Here is an 18,281-nt window from a genome sequence, read left to right on the forward strand (position 1 = left end):
AGTCTTGATAACTAGATTATATAATACAATTAATTTTTTATCAATAATTATCTTCTTTCAACAAATAATATATGAGATATGTTATACTTATGAAAGAAATTTAGAACTATGGAGGACAATAATGTTACAAGCAACTAATTTAGGTTTACGATTTGGTGATCGTAAACTATTTGAAAACGTTAATATTAAATTTACACCAGGTAATTGTTACGGTTTGATTGGTGCCAATGGTGCCGGAAAATCTACATTTATTAAAGTATTAGCTGGTGATATTGAATCACAAGATGGCCACGTATCTATGGGTCCTGATGAACGTTTAGCCGTATTAAAACAAGATCACTTTGCATTTGAAGATAAAAAAGTATTGGATGTTGTGTTAATAGGCTATGAACGTTTATGGGAAGTGATGCATGAAAAAGATGCAATTTATATGAAAGAACCTTTTACAGATGAAGACGGTATTCGTGCAGCTGAATTAGAAGGTGAATTTGCAGAAATGGATGGTTGGACAGCTGAAAGTGATGCCGCTCAATTATTAGAGGGTTTAGGTATTAATGCTACTTTACATGATCAATTAATGAGTGAATTAGATAACTCTCAAAAAGTAAAGGTATTATTAGCACAAGCACTATTCGGTAATCCTGATGTATTACTATTAGATGAGCCTACCAATGGTCTTGATATCCAAGCAATTTCTTGGTTAGAAGATTTTTTAATCAATTTTGAAAACACTGTCATTGTTGTATCTCATGACCGTCATTTCTTAAATAATATTTGTACACATATTTGCGACTTAGATTTTGGTAAAATTGAATTATATGTAGGTAACTATGATTTTTGGTATCAATCTAGCCAACTTGCACGTCGTATGGCAGAAGATTCTAATAAGAAAAAAGAAGAGCAAATTAAAGAATTACAAGACTTTATTGCACGTTTCTCTGCTAATGCCTCTAAATCAAAACAAGCGACAAGTCGTAAAAAAATGTTAGATAAAATTTCATTAGATGATATTAAACCATCTAGTCGACGTTACCCATTCGTTGGTTTTAAACCTGATCGTGAAATTGGAAATGATTTATTACAAGTCACTAACTTATCAAAAACGATTGATGGTGTTAAAGTACTAGATGATGTTAGCTTCACAATTAACCCAAATGATAAAGTTATTTTCTTAGGTGAAGAAGCAGCTAAAACAACATTATTAAAAATTTTAGCTGGTGAATTAGAACCAGATAGTGGTAGCTATAAATGGGGTATTACAACGTCTCAAAACTATTTACCAAAAGATAATAGTGCCTATTTCGAAGGTAGCGAGTTAACACTTGTAGAATGGTTACGTCAATATGCACCACCAGAAGAGCAAACAGAAAGTTATTTAAGATCATTCTTAGGACGTATGTTATTTTCAGGAGAAGAAGCACTTAAAAAAGCTTCTGTATTATCTGGGGGAGAAAAAGTACGTTGTATGCTATCTAAATTAATGTTATCTGGTGCTAATGTATTATTATTAGATGAACCTACTAACCACTTAGATTTAGAATCAATTACTGCAGTTAATGACGGTTTAATTGCTTTTAAAGGTTCTATTTTATTTACATCTCACGATTTTGAATTTATTAATACAATTGCTAATCGTGTTATTGAATTAAAAGATGCTGGCGAAACAATTAATAAAGAAATGACTTATGAAGAATACTTACATTGGTCAGGTATTTTAAAATAGGTGAATTTTATGAAATTTTTAAAATTTTATTTAGTACAATTAGCACTATGGGGTCTACCCTTACTTATTTTATTTGTTACAGTTGACTTGAAAACTTATATCTATTGGTTTAATCACAGGCAATACACATATATTTTTCAATTATTAGCTGCATGGTTAATCACAATTAGCATTATCATATTAATTATGTCTAGTTTATGGTATATCATAAAAAAAAGAAGATTCAATTAACTTCTTGCCTACTTTTTGATTAAGGTAGGCAATTTTAGTATATACATAATAAAAGCATCAACTAAATTATACTCAGTTGATGCTTCTTTTTATTTAATCACTTCATTATCTTTTAAAATTATTAATCCTGTGTATTTTTGTAATTCATCGTCACATTCTACACAAAAATACTTATCATTTTTACGCCAATAGGCTTTCATATTGCCTTTACAAGCAGTATAGTCATTTTCTTTTTGAAAATAACTATCTAATTCACTTAATTTATGAAGTAACTGTTGTTTATCTTCAAAATGATAAGTCTTAACAACAAATGTTTCCCAATCTTCAAATAACCACCATGGTTCATAGTGCATATAAGTTTGTTTAATTGTCCACATTGCTAACATCCCTTACAAATTAATATAATAAATATTAGTTAAATGAGATTAACTCTCATCATCTTAATATATGCTTAAACTTCCCACCAATGGAAATTATCTTTTTCTAATAATTCATTAAATGCTTGTGGGCCATTCTCACCTGACACATAATTTGGAAATTCTGGTAATTCTTTTTCCCAAACATCAGAAATTTTATCAATAAATGTCCATGATGCTCTTAATTCTTCCCAATGTGTGAAATTAGTAGAATCACCACGAATTGCATCATAAATTAATGATTCATAAGCATCTACTGTATTCATTTTATCAGATTTTGTTAAACTGTATGACAATGGAATTGGTTTTGTATCAATACCATGTGTCCCACGTTTCGCATTTAGATATAATGTAATACCTTCGTCTGGTTGAATACGAATAACTAAAATATTTGTCGGTGTTTTTTTCTCTTTTTGATAGAATAAATTCATCGGTACTTCTCTAAATTCTACAACAATTGTAATTTCTTTTTCTTTCATGCGTTTACCAGTTCTAACATAAAAAGGTACGCCTGACCATCTGAAATTATCAAATAAAATTTTAGCACCTACAAATGTTTCAGTATTTGAATTTTTGTCTACACGTTCTTCATCACGATAAGCTTTAAATTCTTCACTCGCACCATATTGACCACGAACAATATTTTCTCTTATTTCATCCTCAGAATAAAGACGAATTGAGCGTAAAGCTTTAACCTTTTCATTACGAATATCTTCAGGTGAAAGGCTAATTGGCGGCTCCATTGCTAATAATGCAACCATTTGTAACATATGATTTTGCATCATATCACGCAAAGCACCACTCGTTTCATAATAACCCCCACGTTCTTCAACCCCTAATTTTTCACTAGAAGTAATCTGAACATTAGTAATATATTGATTGTTCCATAATGGTTCAAATAAAATATTAGCAAAACGTAATACTGCAATATTTTGTACCATATCTTTACCTAAATAGTGATCGATACGATAAATATCTTCTTCTTTAAATGAACGATTAATTTCTTTATTCAATGCCATTGCACTGGCTAAATCTCTACCAAAAGGTTTTTCAATAATTAAACGATGGAAACCTTTAGTCTCTGTTAATTTATGTTGCTTTAACTTACTAGCAACTGGTCCAAAAAAGTCTGGTCCCATTGCTAAATAAAATAAACGATTACCTTCTAATTGATATTGTACATCTAATTGATCATGTAATTTTTTCAAATTATCAAATTCATCATCTTGCGAAACATCAAGCGGACAAAAATAAACATGTTTTAAAAAATCATCGATTTCATTTACATTCTCAATATGTTCACTGATTGCTTCTTTAGCAACTGCTCTAAATTCATCATCATTCCAATCACGACGACCAATGCCTACAATAGCAAATCTTTCATTTAAATTATTTTGCTGAAATAAATGAAATAATGAAGGCAATAATTTTCTTTTAGTTAAATCACCTGTTGCACCAAAAATCGTAATCAAACATGGTGGCTCGCTATGATTATGTGCCATAATAGTCTCCTTTTATCTCTATACTTCTAAATGAATTCAATAGTTAAGTGACTTCTCACTACTTGACGCAAGAGAAGTCTCATTAACTGCTAATCTAATATTATTTTTTAGCTTCTCTAATCCAGTCTGTATGGAATACACCTGATTTATCTTTACGATTATACGTATGTGCACCAAAATAATCACGTTGTGCTTGAATTAAGTTAGCTGGTAAATCAGCAGCACGATATGAATCATAATAAGCCAAGGCACTTGAAAAGACTGGTGTTGGTACACCTTGTTGTACGCCTAAAATAACAACATCACGTAATGCTGCTTGATATTCTTCAACCACATCTTTGAAATAAGGATCTAACATTAAATTAGCTAATTGACCATCACGATCATAAGCTTCTTTAATTTTTTGTAAGAATTGTGCACGAATAATACAACCTGCACGCCAGATCATAGCTAAATCACCTAGTTTTAAATCCCAATTATAAATATCTGATGCTTCTTTCAATTGTGTAAACCCTTGTGCATAACAACAGATTTTACTCATATATAATGCGCGACGGATTTTTTCAATCATTTCTTTTTTATCACCAGTAAATGCATATTGAGGCCCTGATAATTGTTGAGAAGCCGCTATACGTTCTTCTTTACGACTTGAAATATAACGTGCAAATACAGATTCAGTAATGACTGTTAATGGTATACCTAATTCTAAAGCATTAATAGATGTCCATTTACCAGTCCCTTTTTGACCAGCTGTATCTAAAATCTGTTCTACTAAAGGTAAACCAGTTTCTTCATCAGTTACTTTAAAAATATCAGCAGTAATTTCTATTAAATATGAATCTAACTCACCTTTATTCCATTCAGCAAATACTTCACCAATTTCTTCATGAGTTAAACCTACTGAATTTTTTAATAAATCATAGCTTTCAGCAATAACTTGCATATCAGCATATTCAATACCATTATGTACCATTTTCACATAATGACCTGCACCATCTGGACCAATATAAGCTACACATGGTTCATCGTTTACTTTAGCAGCAATAGCTTCTAAAATAGGTGCAACTAATTCATAAGCTTCTTTTTGTCCACCAGGCATAATTGAAGGTCCTTTTAATGCACCTTCTTCACCACCTGAAACACCTGTCCCAATAAAATTAAAACCTAAATCAGATAAATATTTATTGCGGCGAATCGTATCTTCAAAATAAGTATTCCCACCATCAATAATAATATCCCCTTTATCTAAATAAGGAATTAAAGATTCAATTGTTTTATCAGTTGCTTCACCTGCTTTAACCATTAAAATAATTTTTCTAGGTACTTCAAGTGAGTTAACAAATGCTTCAACTGTTTCTTCACCAGAAATTTGTTTATCAACTGATTCTTCTAACATTTGTTGTATTTTTTCATAACTACGATTATAAACAGAAACGGTAAATCCACGAGATTCAATATTCCATGCTAAGTTTTTACCCATTACTGCAAGACCTACGACACCAATTTGATTTTTAGTCATTTACTTTACCTCTCTTACTAAAATATGCATTTATTATATTATAGCACTTCATAAAAGTCCAACATCTGAGCTTTAATTAACCATTTATTTCCATTCAAAAAAGAAATATGATTATTTAAATTATCATATTTCTTTTTTTAGCTTATTTAATTTTCGTTTTCAGTTTACTAACGTCCTTGTTTTTAATTGACTTTAATTTTTTTCCAGAATTAACTAAAGTAATCATACGTTTAGAAATTGAACTTGCTTTTAAAATTGGTCCTTTACTATGTTGTAACTCTTTTGTTACTGATGTATTTACTTTATCAACAGAAGTAGCAAATTTTTGTAAAGAACTTCCTAATTGTCCAACTGCTACAACAACTGGGTTCAATTCTTCTGACTTACCTTGAATATCTACTAATAATGTATTCGTTTGTGCTAATAAAATTTCTGTTTCTTTTGCTATACCTTCTATGCTTTTTTCAGTATTAGATAATGTTTGGTTAACTAAATTCAACGATACTGTCGCTTCTCGTAATGTTTTAACTATACCGATGCATAAAATGAAAAAACCAATTGCTGCAACAATCGCAGCAACATATCCTAATATAACCCAATTCATTTTAAATTCCTCCGATTATTTTTTTATTTCATGAATATCTTGACTAGCTAATAATTGTTCATATGCATTTTGAATATGAGGAATATCTCCTGCCCCCATAAATAACAATACTGCATTTTGATGCTGTAATAATTGTTCAACACTGTCTTTTGTGATAATACTTGAGTCTTGTATTAATTTTTGTAAATCTTCAATAACAACTTCTGGTACTGCTTTTTCTTCTCGTGCTGATTTAAAAATATCACATAAATAAACTTTATCGGCCTTACTTAATGTCACTGCAAATTCACTTAAAAATTGCTTAGTTCTAGAAATAGTATGTGGTTGGAAAATTGCAACCACTGGTTTACCTGGATATTTAGATGTTGTTGCATCTAAAGTTGCTAAAACTTCATTATGATGATGTGCATAATCATCAATTAAAATTTGGAAACCATAATCTTTTTCAGAGAAACGACGTTTAACACCTTTATAATCATGAAAAGCTTCTTTAGTAATTTCTTTATCTAGACCTTCTAATTCACAAATAGCTATAACAGATAATGCATTTTGAATAGAATGGGCACCATATAATGGAATCCAGTATTGACCATAAAACTGTCCTTGATAATACACATCAAATTGTGTACCTTTTTTAGCTAATTTTACCACACTATCTTTTGGAACGTAAAAATCATTACCTACGTTAAAACCATACGTAACAAGCGGTACATCAGCTTTAATTTTATGACAATTAGGATCATCTCCACATAATACAATCCCCTTTTTAACATTATTAGCAAATGATTGAAAAACATCAATTACTTCTTGAATATTTTTAAAACTATCAGGGTGATCATAATCTATATTAGTGATAATCGCATAGTCAGGATGATAAGCTTTAAAATGCCCACGGTATTCACATGATTCTAACGCAAAAAATTCACTATCTGGAATACCTTGACCTGTACCATCTCCTACTAATTTAGTTGTTTTTCTTTGTTTATTCATCACATGACTTAATAAGCCAGTTGTTGATGTTTTACCATGTGTCCCAGAAATACCAATCGACGTAAATTGTTCCATAAATCGACCTAAAAAATCATTATATTGGTAATAACTACGACCTGTATTTCTAATATAATCTGCTTCAACTGAAATGCCTTCTTTAACAAATGCATTTCCCATGATAATCATCCAGTCATTTTCAAGATTTTTAATATTTTCTTCTGAAAAAACTAATATTTCTATTTTTCTATCAAGCAAACCTTTTTCAGTGAAAAAATGTTTTGCGACATCTGAACCTTTAACTTCATTGCCTAAATCATGTAAAATTTGTGCTAGTGGGCTCATTCCTGCTCCTTTTATCCCCACAAAATAATAACGTGCCATTATTAGCCTCCATCTCTCCATCGGTAATACATAATATTACCATTATCTTAATTAAATCTCTTAATCATATAATTGTTAAAAAGAATTTATAAGTAACTCTATTATATACTATGTAAAGATAAATGCCAATTATGAACTTTTGAATTTCTTAACATTAAACAATGATAATCTACTTGATATAAAATTCATCTAAACTGTTTCATCTTTAAACATAATGAAAAAGCCTTTTAATGTCATGCTTAGGACATTTTACTATTGTTGACTTTGATAACCTGTTAACAAACGCTTAAATACATTTCCTGTATCATTTCTAAATACTATTTTTTCATATAATTTAATTGCTACGACAAATAAGATAAAACATGTTACATATAATACAGCTAGATTAATCACAACTTCATTAAACGGCATATCTGTTGAACTATAACGCATTGGCATCATTAGAGATGAAAAGAATGGTATATGTGACATCACCTTAAACCATAATGCATCAGCATTCGTCATACCAATCATCGTCGCATAAAAACCAACAATCATTAAAATACTTAATGGATAAGCTACTTGTTGAGCCTCATCTGGACGTGTAACTAATGCACCTAAAATAGCTCCGAATATTGTATACAGTACTATAGCACCTAATAAATATAATACTGAAATAACGATAAACATAGGTGTAATATGCGCAACACTAGAAAATGCTGATAATTGATTGGTAAAGAATAAACCAATATAGACGATCAATCCAATTGAACTAATTTGTAATAAACATAATGTCAACGTAGCTAACAATTTAGCAATAATATGTTGTCTAGGTGTTACACTTGAAAATAAAACATCTAAAATTTTTGTACCTTTTTCTACTGAGATATTTACTAATAATTGTTGAGCATACATCATAGTCATTGACATCATAATTGTCGCTAACATATAAGATACAAATTTACCAATCATTTTTTCTTCGAGAGATTTATTATTATGCGATTTATCAAGAATCTCATTTTTAGCTTCAATGGATGTACTCACTAATTTATTAATTTGTTCACTCGTTAACCCTAACTTTTTGCCCAAAAATTGCTGATTTTGAATAGTTAACATTTGATTAAGATCCATTAATATATTTTGTTCTAAAGATCTATCACTTACAATTTCTGCTGCTAATTGTCCATCTGCAGTTGTTGTAATATTTAAAATGGCATTTACTTTTTCATCCTCAATGTCTTTATTAATAAATTTACCTTCTTGAAAAGAAAGATTATTCCCATTAACAAAATGAATTTGTGTAGCATTAGGTTGATTCACACCTATGACTGTCGATTCATTAGCCATAAACACATTAATAATTGTTGAAAAATTAAATGCTAACACAACAAATCCTGCTAAAAATAATGTCGTGAAAATAAATCCTGCACTTTTTAATTTTTCTAAAATATATTGTTTATATAAAACAAATACTGAGCTATTCATTCACTTCACCTACTTTCAATTTGAATATTTCTTCTAATGATAAATAATCTAAATTAAATTGACTAATATAGTCTAAATCAATGGCATCATAAATTTGACGTCCAAATTTTTCATGTTGTAAATATATGACAAAATTTTCTTCTCGTTCTTCAACTTTTAACACACCCGGAAAATCCACTAAACTTTCTTTAGATAAATATTTTTTCATTGTTAATTTAATACGTCCTATATTTTGCTTTAAAGTAATTAAATCACCTGTATATAAGACTTCACCATTTTTCATTAAACATATACCATCACATAACTCTTCTACATGATCCATACGATGACTAGAGAAAATAATACTAGTTCCTTGTTCTTTTAATTGAATAATAGTTTGTTTTAATAATTCAGCATTCACTGGATCCAACCCAGAAAATGGTTCATCTAAAATTAAAAATTCTGGTTCATGTAAAAAACTAGCAATTAGTTGTAATTTTTGTTGGTTACCTTTGGATAATTTTTGAGCTTTATCATGACGTTTATCTTCTAAATTGAAACGTTTTAACCACATATCAATTTTAGGTTTTAATTCTTTTTTTGTCTTTCCCTTTAATTCACCAAAAAAATACAATTGGTCCTGCACCTTCATTTTCGGATAAATACCACGTTCTTCTGGTAAAAATCCTAATTTTTGGCGGTTAAAAGATGAAATTTGCTTACCGTCCCAATAAATTTCACCTTGATCTACAGTATACAAACCTAAGATAGTCCGAAATGTAGTTGTTTTTCCAGAACCATTTGGTCCGATTAAACCAAAAATATGACCTGTTTTCGCTTCTAATGATAAATTCTTTACTGCTGTAAAATCACCAAATTTTTTTACTAAATTTTCAATTTTTAAAGTCATCATTTACCTCCAAAAAATTTGTAATATAAAGAGTTTTCTAAATTAACTGAATTTTATTGTTCTAAATATATAATACAATAATATTATATTTTTTGTCAATTGACTAATTGAATAAAATGCCCTAAAAATATAAAAGTGACTGATAACTTTCGCTATCAATCACTTTTATATTATTTATTACCGATAATTGTAATCATCACAATTTCTGATTGACTCCCTATTCTAAATGGCATTCCCCAAAAGCCATAACCCGAAGAAGTAATAAACATTGTTTCATTAATTACTTTACTACCATAAGCCACTTCAAAAATCTTATTCACAACCATATTAAATGGCCATAATTGACCATTATGTGTATGACCTGATAATTGGAGATCAATTGGTAATTGCTTAGCATGCACAATATCATCCGGATTACGATCCATTACAATGACAGGTAATTGTTGTTGTTCTAATGTCAATTGTTTATATAATTGTGCTATACTTTGTCTATTTCTTGCTATAGAACTATCTCTTCTCCCAATTAATACAAATTCATCAGTTTCAACAATATCATCTGTTAATACTTGAATGCCTAATTGCTTAGTAATCGTTGCCATCTCACTTTCAGCAAAATCATGATTACCTAAAATGGCATAAGTCGGTGCAATTGTCGATAATTTTGTTAAATAACTACTTAAATGATGTTGATGAAATCCTGTTAAAGTATCATCATAAATATCTCCAGCTATAAAAATATTATCTGGTTTTTGTTCACTTAATAAATGATTCAATTGATTCAAATGATTTTTACCTACAAAAGTACCTAAATGAATATCTGATACTAAAGCGATTTTAACTGGTTTATCTAACGGCTTATTAATTTGTACTGTATAATCAACAATTTTAGTTGTATATGCGTTATAATAACCTACTATCGTTAATAATATTAATATACAATAAGCTGATATAATGATAATTTGTCTAATAGAAGGTATATAATTTTTCATTATCAAATAAATAATACTACCAATAAATGCTAAAATTAGTCCGTAAACAAAATAAAATAACCAAATAAAAGATATTTTAGTTATTAACATATCCCGATTAATTAACGCTAATATAATCGTTAAATGAGATATTATCATATAAATACATAATAAAACTATTGATGAATGATATTGACTAGGTAATGTCCAACGCCATGCCTTAAACAACATATAATTCAATATTTCATAAATCAATAAAATAACTACAAATAAAAAGTTCATTTTTTCCCTCTTTTCTATACAATGTTTAGTAGCATACCATATATAGAAAAACATTGCATATATTTTGTTTATCGTGTTTAATTATTATATATAAGATTTTAAGGAGCTGATTATTTATGTCAATTTTTGCAATTGTAGGTGCTACTGGTGTTGTTGGTACAACAATGATTCAACGTTTATCAGAAAGTCATTTAAAAGTCGATAAATTATATTTATTTGCTTCAAAACGTTCTAGTGGTAAACAAATATCATTTAGAGATCAAACAGTCACAGTAGAAGAATTAACATCATCATCATTTTCAAATCGTCATATCGATTATGTACTTTTTTCAGCTGGCGGTGATACTTCACTGAAATATGCACCTATTGCTGAGAAAGAGGGATGTATTGTTATTGATAATTCAAGTGCTTGGCGTATGGATGATAGTATTGATTTAATCGTACCTGAATGCAATTACCCAACATTACATCGTAAAATTATTGCTAATCCTAATTGTTCCACAATTCAATCAGTTGTTCCATTAGCACCACTAAATAAAGCTTTTGGTATTAACAGAATTGCTTATACAACTTATCAAGCTGTATCAGGTTCAGGACAGGCAGGTATTAATGATTTAATACAAGGTCAATTAGGCGAAGCCCCGACGAATTATCCACATCCTATTTATAATAATATTTTACCTCATATTGATACATTTTTAGATAATGGTTATACAAAAGAAGAAATGAAAATGATCAATGAAACTAAAAAAATATTAAATCTAAGTAATGATGTAGCCATTACAGCAACTTGTGTCCGTGTCCCTGTATTGAATTGCCATTCAGTAGAAATCAATGTGACATTCAATACACCTACAACTACAGAAGAAATTCGTCAAATCTTATCACAATCACCAGGTATCGTTTTAGTAGATAATATAGCAAATAATGAATACCCTATGCCATTATATGCCACTGGTCGTGATGAAGTTTTTGTTGGGCGTATTAGAAAAGACATTTCTCAAAATAACAGTTTCCATATATGGTGTGTTGCTGATAATATTCGTAAAGGTGCTGCTAGTAATGCTGTACAAATAGTCGAATTACTAGAAAAAAATAAATGAATGCCCTAAGGCATTCATTTATTTTTTCTTAAATAGAAGAACTGTTAATATTACAAATAAACTAGATAAACCTATCACTGTCGCTAGTAATTTCCAATTATTACGTAGCTTATTAATTAATGATGTATTATCTTTTTTAGTTGTTTCTTGAGTTTTTTCTACGATATGATATTTAACAGTAGGCGCTGTTTGATTTGGTAAAATATAATCTGCTTTTTCATGTATTAAACCAATAACATCATTTTTCATAGTGAAATTTAATTTTTCATTTTTATCTACTAAATCATATAAATCTTCTTCAACAAAAATTTGTTGTCCATTAATCACTTGCTTACCTTTTGATAAAACTTTTTTATATTCAAAATTATCATAAGCATAATCTAATAAACCATTACCTACTAAATGTCTAAAGAACTCACCATTATCATCTTCCCACTCACTAACACCTAAAATTATTTCTATAAACCTTGTATCATTTCTTATAACTGTTGCTGCATAATTATAAGCTGCTGTACCACTAGAACCTGTTTTCAATCCATCCATGCCTTCATATTCATAAGGACCACCGGGTAAGGAATGTTGATAACCTGTAAAACTTTCTTCATAAGGTGTACCTGCTTTTACCGTCACTTGATAATTTTTAGTATGTTCTAAAAATTGTGGATACTTGTTAATAAAATGATACAACATAATACCATAATCTTCAGCAGTAATAATATTGTCACCATCTTCTGCTTGTCCAGATGGAATATATTCACCTAAAATCACATTAGGTGGACCTGATGAATTATAAAATGTAGAATGTGTCATTCCTAACATTTTAGCTTTTTCATTCATCATATTAACAAACTGCCCTTCATCAGCTGCTACTGTTTCTGCTAACATCACTGTGGCTGCATTCGATGACGGTACCAATGCTAAATCTATTAATTCACTGACTGTATATTGAACACCTAAAACCATATTATTGTTACTCAATGAAGGGGTGTTAGCAATATTTACATGTTTTTCAGTAACTTCTACTGTTTGATCAAGCGAAATTTTCCCTTCATTAATTGCTTCATAAACTAAATATAATGTCATTAATTTTGATAAACTAGCTGGATGTCTTTCTAAATTCATATGATCTGCCCAAATAATACGTCCTGTTTTTGCATCTAAAATTATAGAAGCTTGGGGATTATATGTTTCAGATACTTCATAACCATACATATTCGCAATTTCAACAGCAGATTTTCCTTCTATTGTTTTTGATGTTAGTGTTTCAGGTTCTTCTGCTTGAATAATGCCTGACATTGTCAATAGCATTGTCACAAGTAATACAAATACTTTTTTCATTATTCCCTCCAAATTTAATAATTTAAGCTACTATTACACGTTCTTTAGGATAATTATAAAGTTCTGGTTCATGCTTTCCACCTAACATAATAATAAAGGTCAGCAACCCTACACGACCAATAAACATTAAAAACATTAATATTATTTTACTAATTACCGATAACTCTCCTGTAATACCTTGAGATAAACCACATGTACCAAATGCTGAAGCAACCTCAAATAAAATAGAAGCCATGGAAAATTTTGAATCCTCAACAAATAAAATCAATAAAATAGATGTAATAAATAATAAAAATGACAATATCCATACAACTACAACTCGAAATAGATCTTCATGATGAATTTCTCTTTTGAAAATACGAATTTTATAATTACCTCTAGCAAAATTAATTAAAAATAAAACACCAATAGCTAAAGTTGTTGTCCGTATACCACCACCCATAGAACTCGGTGAAGCACCTATAAACATTAAAACTGACATTAATACATCTGAAGCTTCTGTGAAATTTGACATAGGTATAGTTGTCATGCCACCACTTCGAGTAGCAACAGATTGAAATAGCGAATGAACAATTTTACCTATAAAATTTTCTTGGCCAAACGCACGATGATACTCTAAAATAAACAATAATAATCCACCTAATAATAACAAAGAAAAATAAGTAACAACCGTTAGTTTAGTAAATAATGAAAATTTTAATTTAGTTTTTTTTGAAGTAATATACATACGACATTCTCTTAACACTGGAAATCCTATTGCACCTATGATCGTTAACAACATATGAACAAACAACACAAAATAATCATCTTTAAATGGCATTAAAGATTGACCAGTAATATCAAAACCAGAGTTTGTTGTTGCTGATACAGATGAAAATATGCCATGAAAGAATGCTGATTGCCAACTATCATAATAATTTAAATAGTATAATCCTAAAATAATACCACCTAATAGTTCAATCAATAAAATCGTCAAAGTCACTTCTCTAATCAATCCTACAATACCGGATAATTTAACTTGATTATAATCAGTCATAATAAGTTGACGCTCTTTCAACCCTATTTTTTTCTTTAACACCAAATAAATAATTGTACTTATGGACATTACACCTACGCCACCAAAAGTAAAGATAATTAATAAAATAAATTGACCAAAAATCGTTAAATGATCGACTATAGGAAATGGTGTTAATCCGGTTACACTAATCGCACTAGCAGCTAAAAATAATTTATCAATTAGCTTAACATTAGCATATTCTACAGTGACATAAGGTAAGTTTAATAATAAAAAACCGATAATTAAGGCTACCAAATAATAAACAACAATCCATTGCTGTGGTGTTACCTTTTTTTTCAAACTACCAAACATAACAACTAATTATCCTTTCGTATAATATACAAATCATTTTACCATAAATAATTTAAAATTGCTCAATTAATAATAAGAAATTAGGATAAATAGTCCCTATCATTTTAATTAATATTTTAATTAATATTTTAATTGTCCTTGTGTTGTTTTCAATTTACCGTCACGATAATAAGTTATTGTAATATTATCACCATTTTTAACATTTAAAAATAAAACTTTTCTCAAATCTACTGTGTTAGTAATATCAAAATCATTAATTTTAGTAATAACATCACCTGATTTCAAACCTAATTTTTGTGCCATTGACTTATCTTCTACATCAACAATAACTACTCCAGCATTTACTTCTTTTGGTAATTGCAATAATCGATTTAATGTTTCTGATGGTATATTTGATAATGCTTCTAATTGCACACCTAAAGTAGGTCGAGATACTTTACCTTGAGTAATAAGTTGTTGTGCAATTTTTTCTACTTCATTTGCTGGAATAGCAAAACCAATTCCTTCTACACCTTCAACAGCAATTTTCATAGAATTAATACCGATTAATTTTCCTTGAGTATTAATTAAAGCACCACCACTATTACCAGGATTAATAGCTGCATCTGTCTGTAAAACATTAGCTTCCCAATCTTGCGTACCATCATTATTAATATCAACAGGGACTATACGATCTAAACCTGAAATAATACCTTTAGATACTGATCCTGCAAAAGATTGTCCTAATGGTGAACCTATAGCAATAACTGTTTCTCCAATAAGCACATCATCACTATTAGCAAATGCAATTGCTGATTTCACATACTGTGCATCAATCTCTAATACAGCTAAATCCGTCCAAATATCTTCACCTATCACTTTGGCTGATTCGATATGACCATCATCTAAAGTCACATTCAGAGAATTAGCATCTGCTATGACATGTGCATTAGTGATAATATATGCTTTTTTATTATCTATTTTATAAATAATGCCTGAACCTTCTGATGCTTCATCTAATTTTTCTTCATTAGTTAATACACGATTTGAAAATAACGATTGTGTACTTTGTAAATTAGTTACAGAAACTACATTTTTTTTGGCTAATGTAATTGCTGACGTAATTAATTCATCTGTTGATGAAATAATTTTATTTGGTTGGTCACTAATTACTGCAGGTTGATTTAAATTTTGTGGTTTCAACCAATGATACGTTAAACCAGCACCTAATAACAATGATAATAATGGTAATAATATTAGTAATAAATATTTATTAAATAGACGGTTTGATGATTTTTCTGACATCTTCTACCTCCTCATATTTTTCTTATCGTACAAAATAAAACTTAAATTTGACTTAAGTATTAAAAATAAATTTAATTAATTTTCATTTAATAAATTAACTAACTCTTTCAATTTAGTGTATGTAATTTGTCCAGGTGCTGAGCTATATTCTAAACTACCGAATGTCAGTATTGACTTAAATAAATTCGGTACTACTCTACTAATTGAACCCAATTGTCCCATAGCAATAATAATATGTTGCTTATTCTTATCCAGCGTATTTACAAAGTTAAGTAAACAAATAATGTCCTCATAATTATTAGGATAAACCGCAAATTTATATATTATATTTGGAAGGACATTCATTTGCTTATAAATTAATGATAAAGTCTTTAAATTAGGTACTTCTATAAAATTATGATAACTAATAATACATTGAATTTTTTTTTGATAAGCTTGTTGTATTAATTGAGACGCTTGTTCTACATAATGCCATTCTATGTCTATCGCATAACAAGAATAATTATTTAAAATATATTGATAGATTTGTTGATAGTCATTATAAGTACCTTCATAATAGCCACCTTCTTGCTGCGTTCTCAATGTAACAATATAAGGTAATTTAGCTAGCTCAATAATTACAGAAAATAATTCATCAATATCATTCAAATGATTGATGTTCGGATAATAATCCAATCGTATCTCTAAACAATCAACTTTATTTATATCAATTTGAAGTAATTGTTGCTTTAAAGATAATTGACTATGCACAATAATAGGCACACATATTTTACTTTTCAATTTTAATTCCTTTCTTTATTAAACTATATTTAATAAAAATGAAGTAAGGTTAACCTTACTTCATTTTACGTATATGTAATGTTTATAGCTGAACATCTGCAATAAATTTAGTAATTAAACCTTGGAAACTATCTTTTACTTTTGTAGAAGTTTCTAATACTTCCTCATGATTTAAAGGTTGATCTAAAACCCCTGCTGCCATATTTGTTAAACATGAAACACCTAAAACTTTCATACCACAATGTGAAGCAGCAATTACTTCTGGCACAGTAGACATACCTACTGCATCTGCACCTAATAATCTGAAAGCACGAATTTCAGCCGGCGTTTCATAATTTGGTCCTGGATACATTAAATAAACACCATGTTGTAATGATAATGACATAGATTTAGCAATTGTTTTAGCAAGTGCTTGATATTCTTTATTATATGCTTGGCTCATATCAGGGAAACGTGTTCCCATTTCATCAATATTTAATCCTCTTAATGGATTATCAAATGTATAATTAATATGATCATCAATTAACATTAAATCACCTGCATTAAATGACTTATTCACGGCACCACATGCATTAGTAACAATTAAACTTGTTGCCCCTAAATATTTCATAACATATACAGGTAATACAATATCTCTCATAGCAAATCCTTCATAGAAATGAAAGCGCCCTTGCATCATAATCACTGATTTACCTTGAAACTCACCTATTACAAATCTATTTTTATGTCCTACAACATGAGATGCTTTTGGAAAATGTGGAATGTCATCATAATTAATGAATGTAGGATTATTAATTTGTTCAGCTAAATCTCCTAAACCCGAACCTAATATCACACCTATTTGTGGCTTCGCTTTAATTTGTTGCTCTATATATTGTGCCGCTTCTACTATTTTATTGTACACTTAATGGTACCCCCTTATTTTAATTACTACTTCATTATACCTTAGTCTATTTACTAAACGCAATCCGTTTTCAAAATTATAATTATAAAATAGTTTTCTTTGTATTTTTAGCAAAGTTATGATATATTACTAATATAAATTAAGGGGACGTTACGGATTCGACAGGGGTAATGGCGCCTTTATAGCATGTCGAAGGGTTGGCTTCGTTAACAACACACCAGTTTAAATATAACTGACAAAACAAATTCATTCGCTTTAGCAGCTTAAGCTAGCTAAAGGTTGTCTTATCATTATTGATCATGTGATGATAATGACGATTCATAAAAAATAGTGATCTATACTAATTAACTTCTGTTTGTAGTTAATTAGCCGAAATTAATCAAACTCGTTTATTTTTAGCTTGTTACTCAGTAGAAAATAAATTAAACTTTTGAAGAGTTAACTAAACATGTAGAAGTAAAGTGCAAAGTGCTTTTGGACGCGGGTTCGACTCCCGCCGTCTCCATCTTAAGGGGCTGGGAAAAAACTAGCCTA

At 29.3% G+C, this 18,281-nt stretch carries 15 protein-coding genes and 1 other RNA gene; 3 read left to right on the forward strand and 13 right to left on the reverse strand.

Features of this window, described 5'->3' with window-relative positions; all coding sequences use genetic code 11:
- The first annotated feature begins 121 nt into the window (after positions 1 to 121).
- Positions 122 to 1,723 (forward strand): ABC-F family ATP-binding cassette domain-containing protein, encoded by a 1,602-nt coding sequence (locus AC5EAH_RS01290; protein WP_493492937.1) that lies wholly within the window; start codon positions 122 to 124, stop codon positions 1,721 to 1,723.
- Between the two features lie 320 nt (positions 1,724 to 2,043).
- Here AC5EAH_RS01290 and AC5EAH_RS01295 read toward each other — a convergent pair whose 3' ends face one another.
- The 8 genes from AC5EAH_RS01295 to AC5EAH_RS01330 form a co-directional block, all read right to left on the reverse strand.
- Positions 2,044 to 2,331 (reverse strand): DUF1033 family protein, encoded by a 288-nt coding sequence (locus AC5EAH_RS01295; protein WP_493492938.1) that lies wholly within the window; start codon positions 2,329 to 2,331, stop codon positions 2,044 to 2,046.
- Between the two features lie 74 nt (positions 2,332 to 2,405).
- Positions 2,406 to 3,872: a glucose-6-phosphate dehydrogenase gene (gene zwf, locus AC5EAH_RS01300; RefSeq protein WP_493492939.1), complete on the reverse strand. Its 1,467-nt coding sequence runs from the start codon at positions 3,870 to 3,872 to the stop codon at positions 2,406 to 2,408.
- Positions 3,873 to 3,972: 100 nt separating this feature from the next.
- Positions 3,973 to 5,391: an NADP-dependent phosphogluconate dehydrogenase gene (gene gnd, locus AC5EAH_RS01305; RefSeq protein ID WP_493492940.1), complete on the reverse strand. Its 1,419-nt coding sequence runs from the start codon at positions 5,389 to 5,391 to the stop codon at positions 3,973 to 3,975.
- A 142-nt stretch (positions 5,392 to 5,533) separates the two neighbouring features.
- Positions 5,534 to 5,995 carry a DUF948 domain-containing protein gene (locus tag AC5EAH_RS01310; protein ID WP_493492941.1) on the reverse strand — a complete coding sequence of 154 codons (462 nt, stop codon included), beginning with the start codon at positions 5,993 to 5,995 and terminating at the stop codon, positions 5,534 to 5,536.
- A gap of 15 nt (positions 5,996 to 6,010) precedes the next feature.
- The gene (gene murC / locus AC5EAH_RS01315; RefSeq protein WP_493492942.1) at positions 6,011 to 7,366 is read right to left on the reverse strand and encodes a UDP-N-acetylmuramate--L-alanine ligase; all 1,356 of its coding nucleotides are present in this window, start codon (positions 7,364 to 7,366) and stop codon (positions 6,011 to 6,013) included.
- Positions 7,367 to 7,618: 252 nt separating this feature from the next.
- Entirely contained in the window at positions 7,619 to 8,830 is a 1,212-nt protein-coding gene (locus AC5EAH_RS01320; protein ID WP_493492943.1) for an ABC transporter permease, read from the reverse strand.
- Positions 8,823 to 9,719, reverse strand: a complete 897-nt coding sequence (locus AC5EAH_RS01325) for an ABC transporter ATP-binding protein (protein ID WP_493492944.1) — start codon at positions 9,717 to 9,719, stop codon at positions 8,823 to 8,825. Before AC5EAH_RS01325 ends, AC5EAH_RS01320 begins: the two co-directional genes overlap by 8 nt.
- Before the next feature lie 170 nt (positions 9,720 to 9,889).
- Positions 9,890 to 10,969, reverse strand: a complete 1,080-nt coding sequence (locus AC5EAH_RS01330; RefSeq protein WP_493492945.1) for a metallophosphoesterase — start codon at positions 10,967 to 10,969, stop codon at positions 9,890 to 9,892.
- Between the two features lie 116 nt (positions 10,970 to 11,085).
- Here AC5EAH_RS01330 and AC5EAH_RS01335 point away from each other — a divergent pair, with 116 nt between their 5' ends.
- Positions 11,086 to 12,072 (forward strand): aspartate-semialdehyde dehydrogenase, encoded by a 987-nt coding sequence (locus tag AC5EAH_RS01335; RefSeq protein WP_493492946.1) that lies wholly within the window; start codon positions 11,086 to 11,088, stop codon positions 12,070 to 12,072.
- An 18-nt stretch (positions 12,073 to 12,090) separates the two neighbouring features.
- Here AC5EAH_RS01335 and AC5EAH_RS01340 read toward each other — a convergent pair whose 3' ends face one another.
- The 5 genes from AC5EAH_RS01340 to AC5EAH_RS01360 form a co-directional block, all read right to left on the reverse strand.
- Entirely contained in the window at positions 12,091 to 13,410 is a 1,320-nt protein-coding gene (locus tag AC5EAH_RS01340) for a DUF1958 domain-containing protein (protein WP_493492947.1), read from the reverse strand.
- Between the two features lie 22 nt (positions 13,411 to 13,432).
- The gene (locus AC5EAH_RS01345) at positions 13,433 to 14,779 is read right to left on the reverse strand and encodes a TrkH family potassium uptake protein (RefSeq protein WP_493492948.1); all 1,347 of its coding nucleotides are present in this window, start codon (positions 14,777 to 14,779) and stop codon (positions 13,433 to 13,435) included.
- A gap of 120 nt (positions 14,780 to 14,899) precedes the next feature.
- Entirely contained in the window at positions 14,900 to 16,063 is a 1,164-nt protein-coding gene (locus AC5EAH_RS01350; protein ID WP_493492949.1) for a S1C family serine protease, read from the reverse strand.
- Positions 16,064 to 16,138: 75 nt separating this feature from the next.
- The gene (gene aroD, locus AC5EAH_RS01355) at positions 16,139 to 16,843 is read right to left on the reverse strand and encodes a type I 3-dehydroquinate dehydratase (RefSeq protein WP_493492950.1); all 705 of its coding nucleotides are present in this window, start codon (positions 16,841 to 16,843) and stop codon (positions 16,139 to 16,141) included.
- 82 nt (positions 16,844 to 16,925) lie between these two features.
- Entirely contained in the window at positions 16,926 to 17,747 is an 822-nt protein-coding gene (locus tag AC5EAH_RS01360; RefSeq protein ID WP_493492951.1) for a purine-nucleoside phosphorylase, read from the reverse strand.
- A gap of 143 nt (positions 17,748 to 17,890) precedes the next feature.
- Here AC5EAH_RS01360 and ssrA point away from each other — a divergent pair.
- Positions 17,891 to 18,255: a transfer-messenger RNA gene (gene ssrA / locus AC5EAH_RS01365) on the forward strand.
- The last annotated feature ends 26 nt before the right edge of the window (positions 18,256 to 18,281 follow it).

The organism is Staphylococcus sp. B1(2026) (assembly GCF_058895785.1).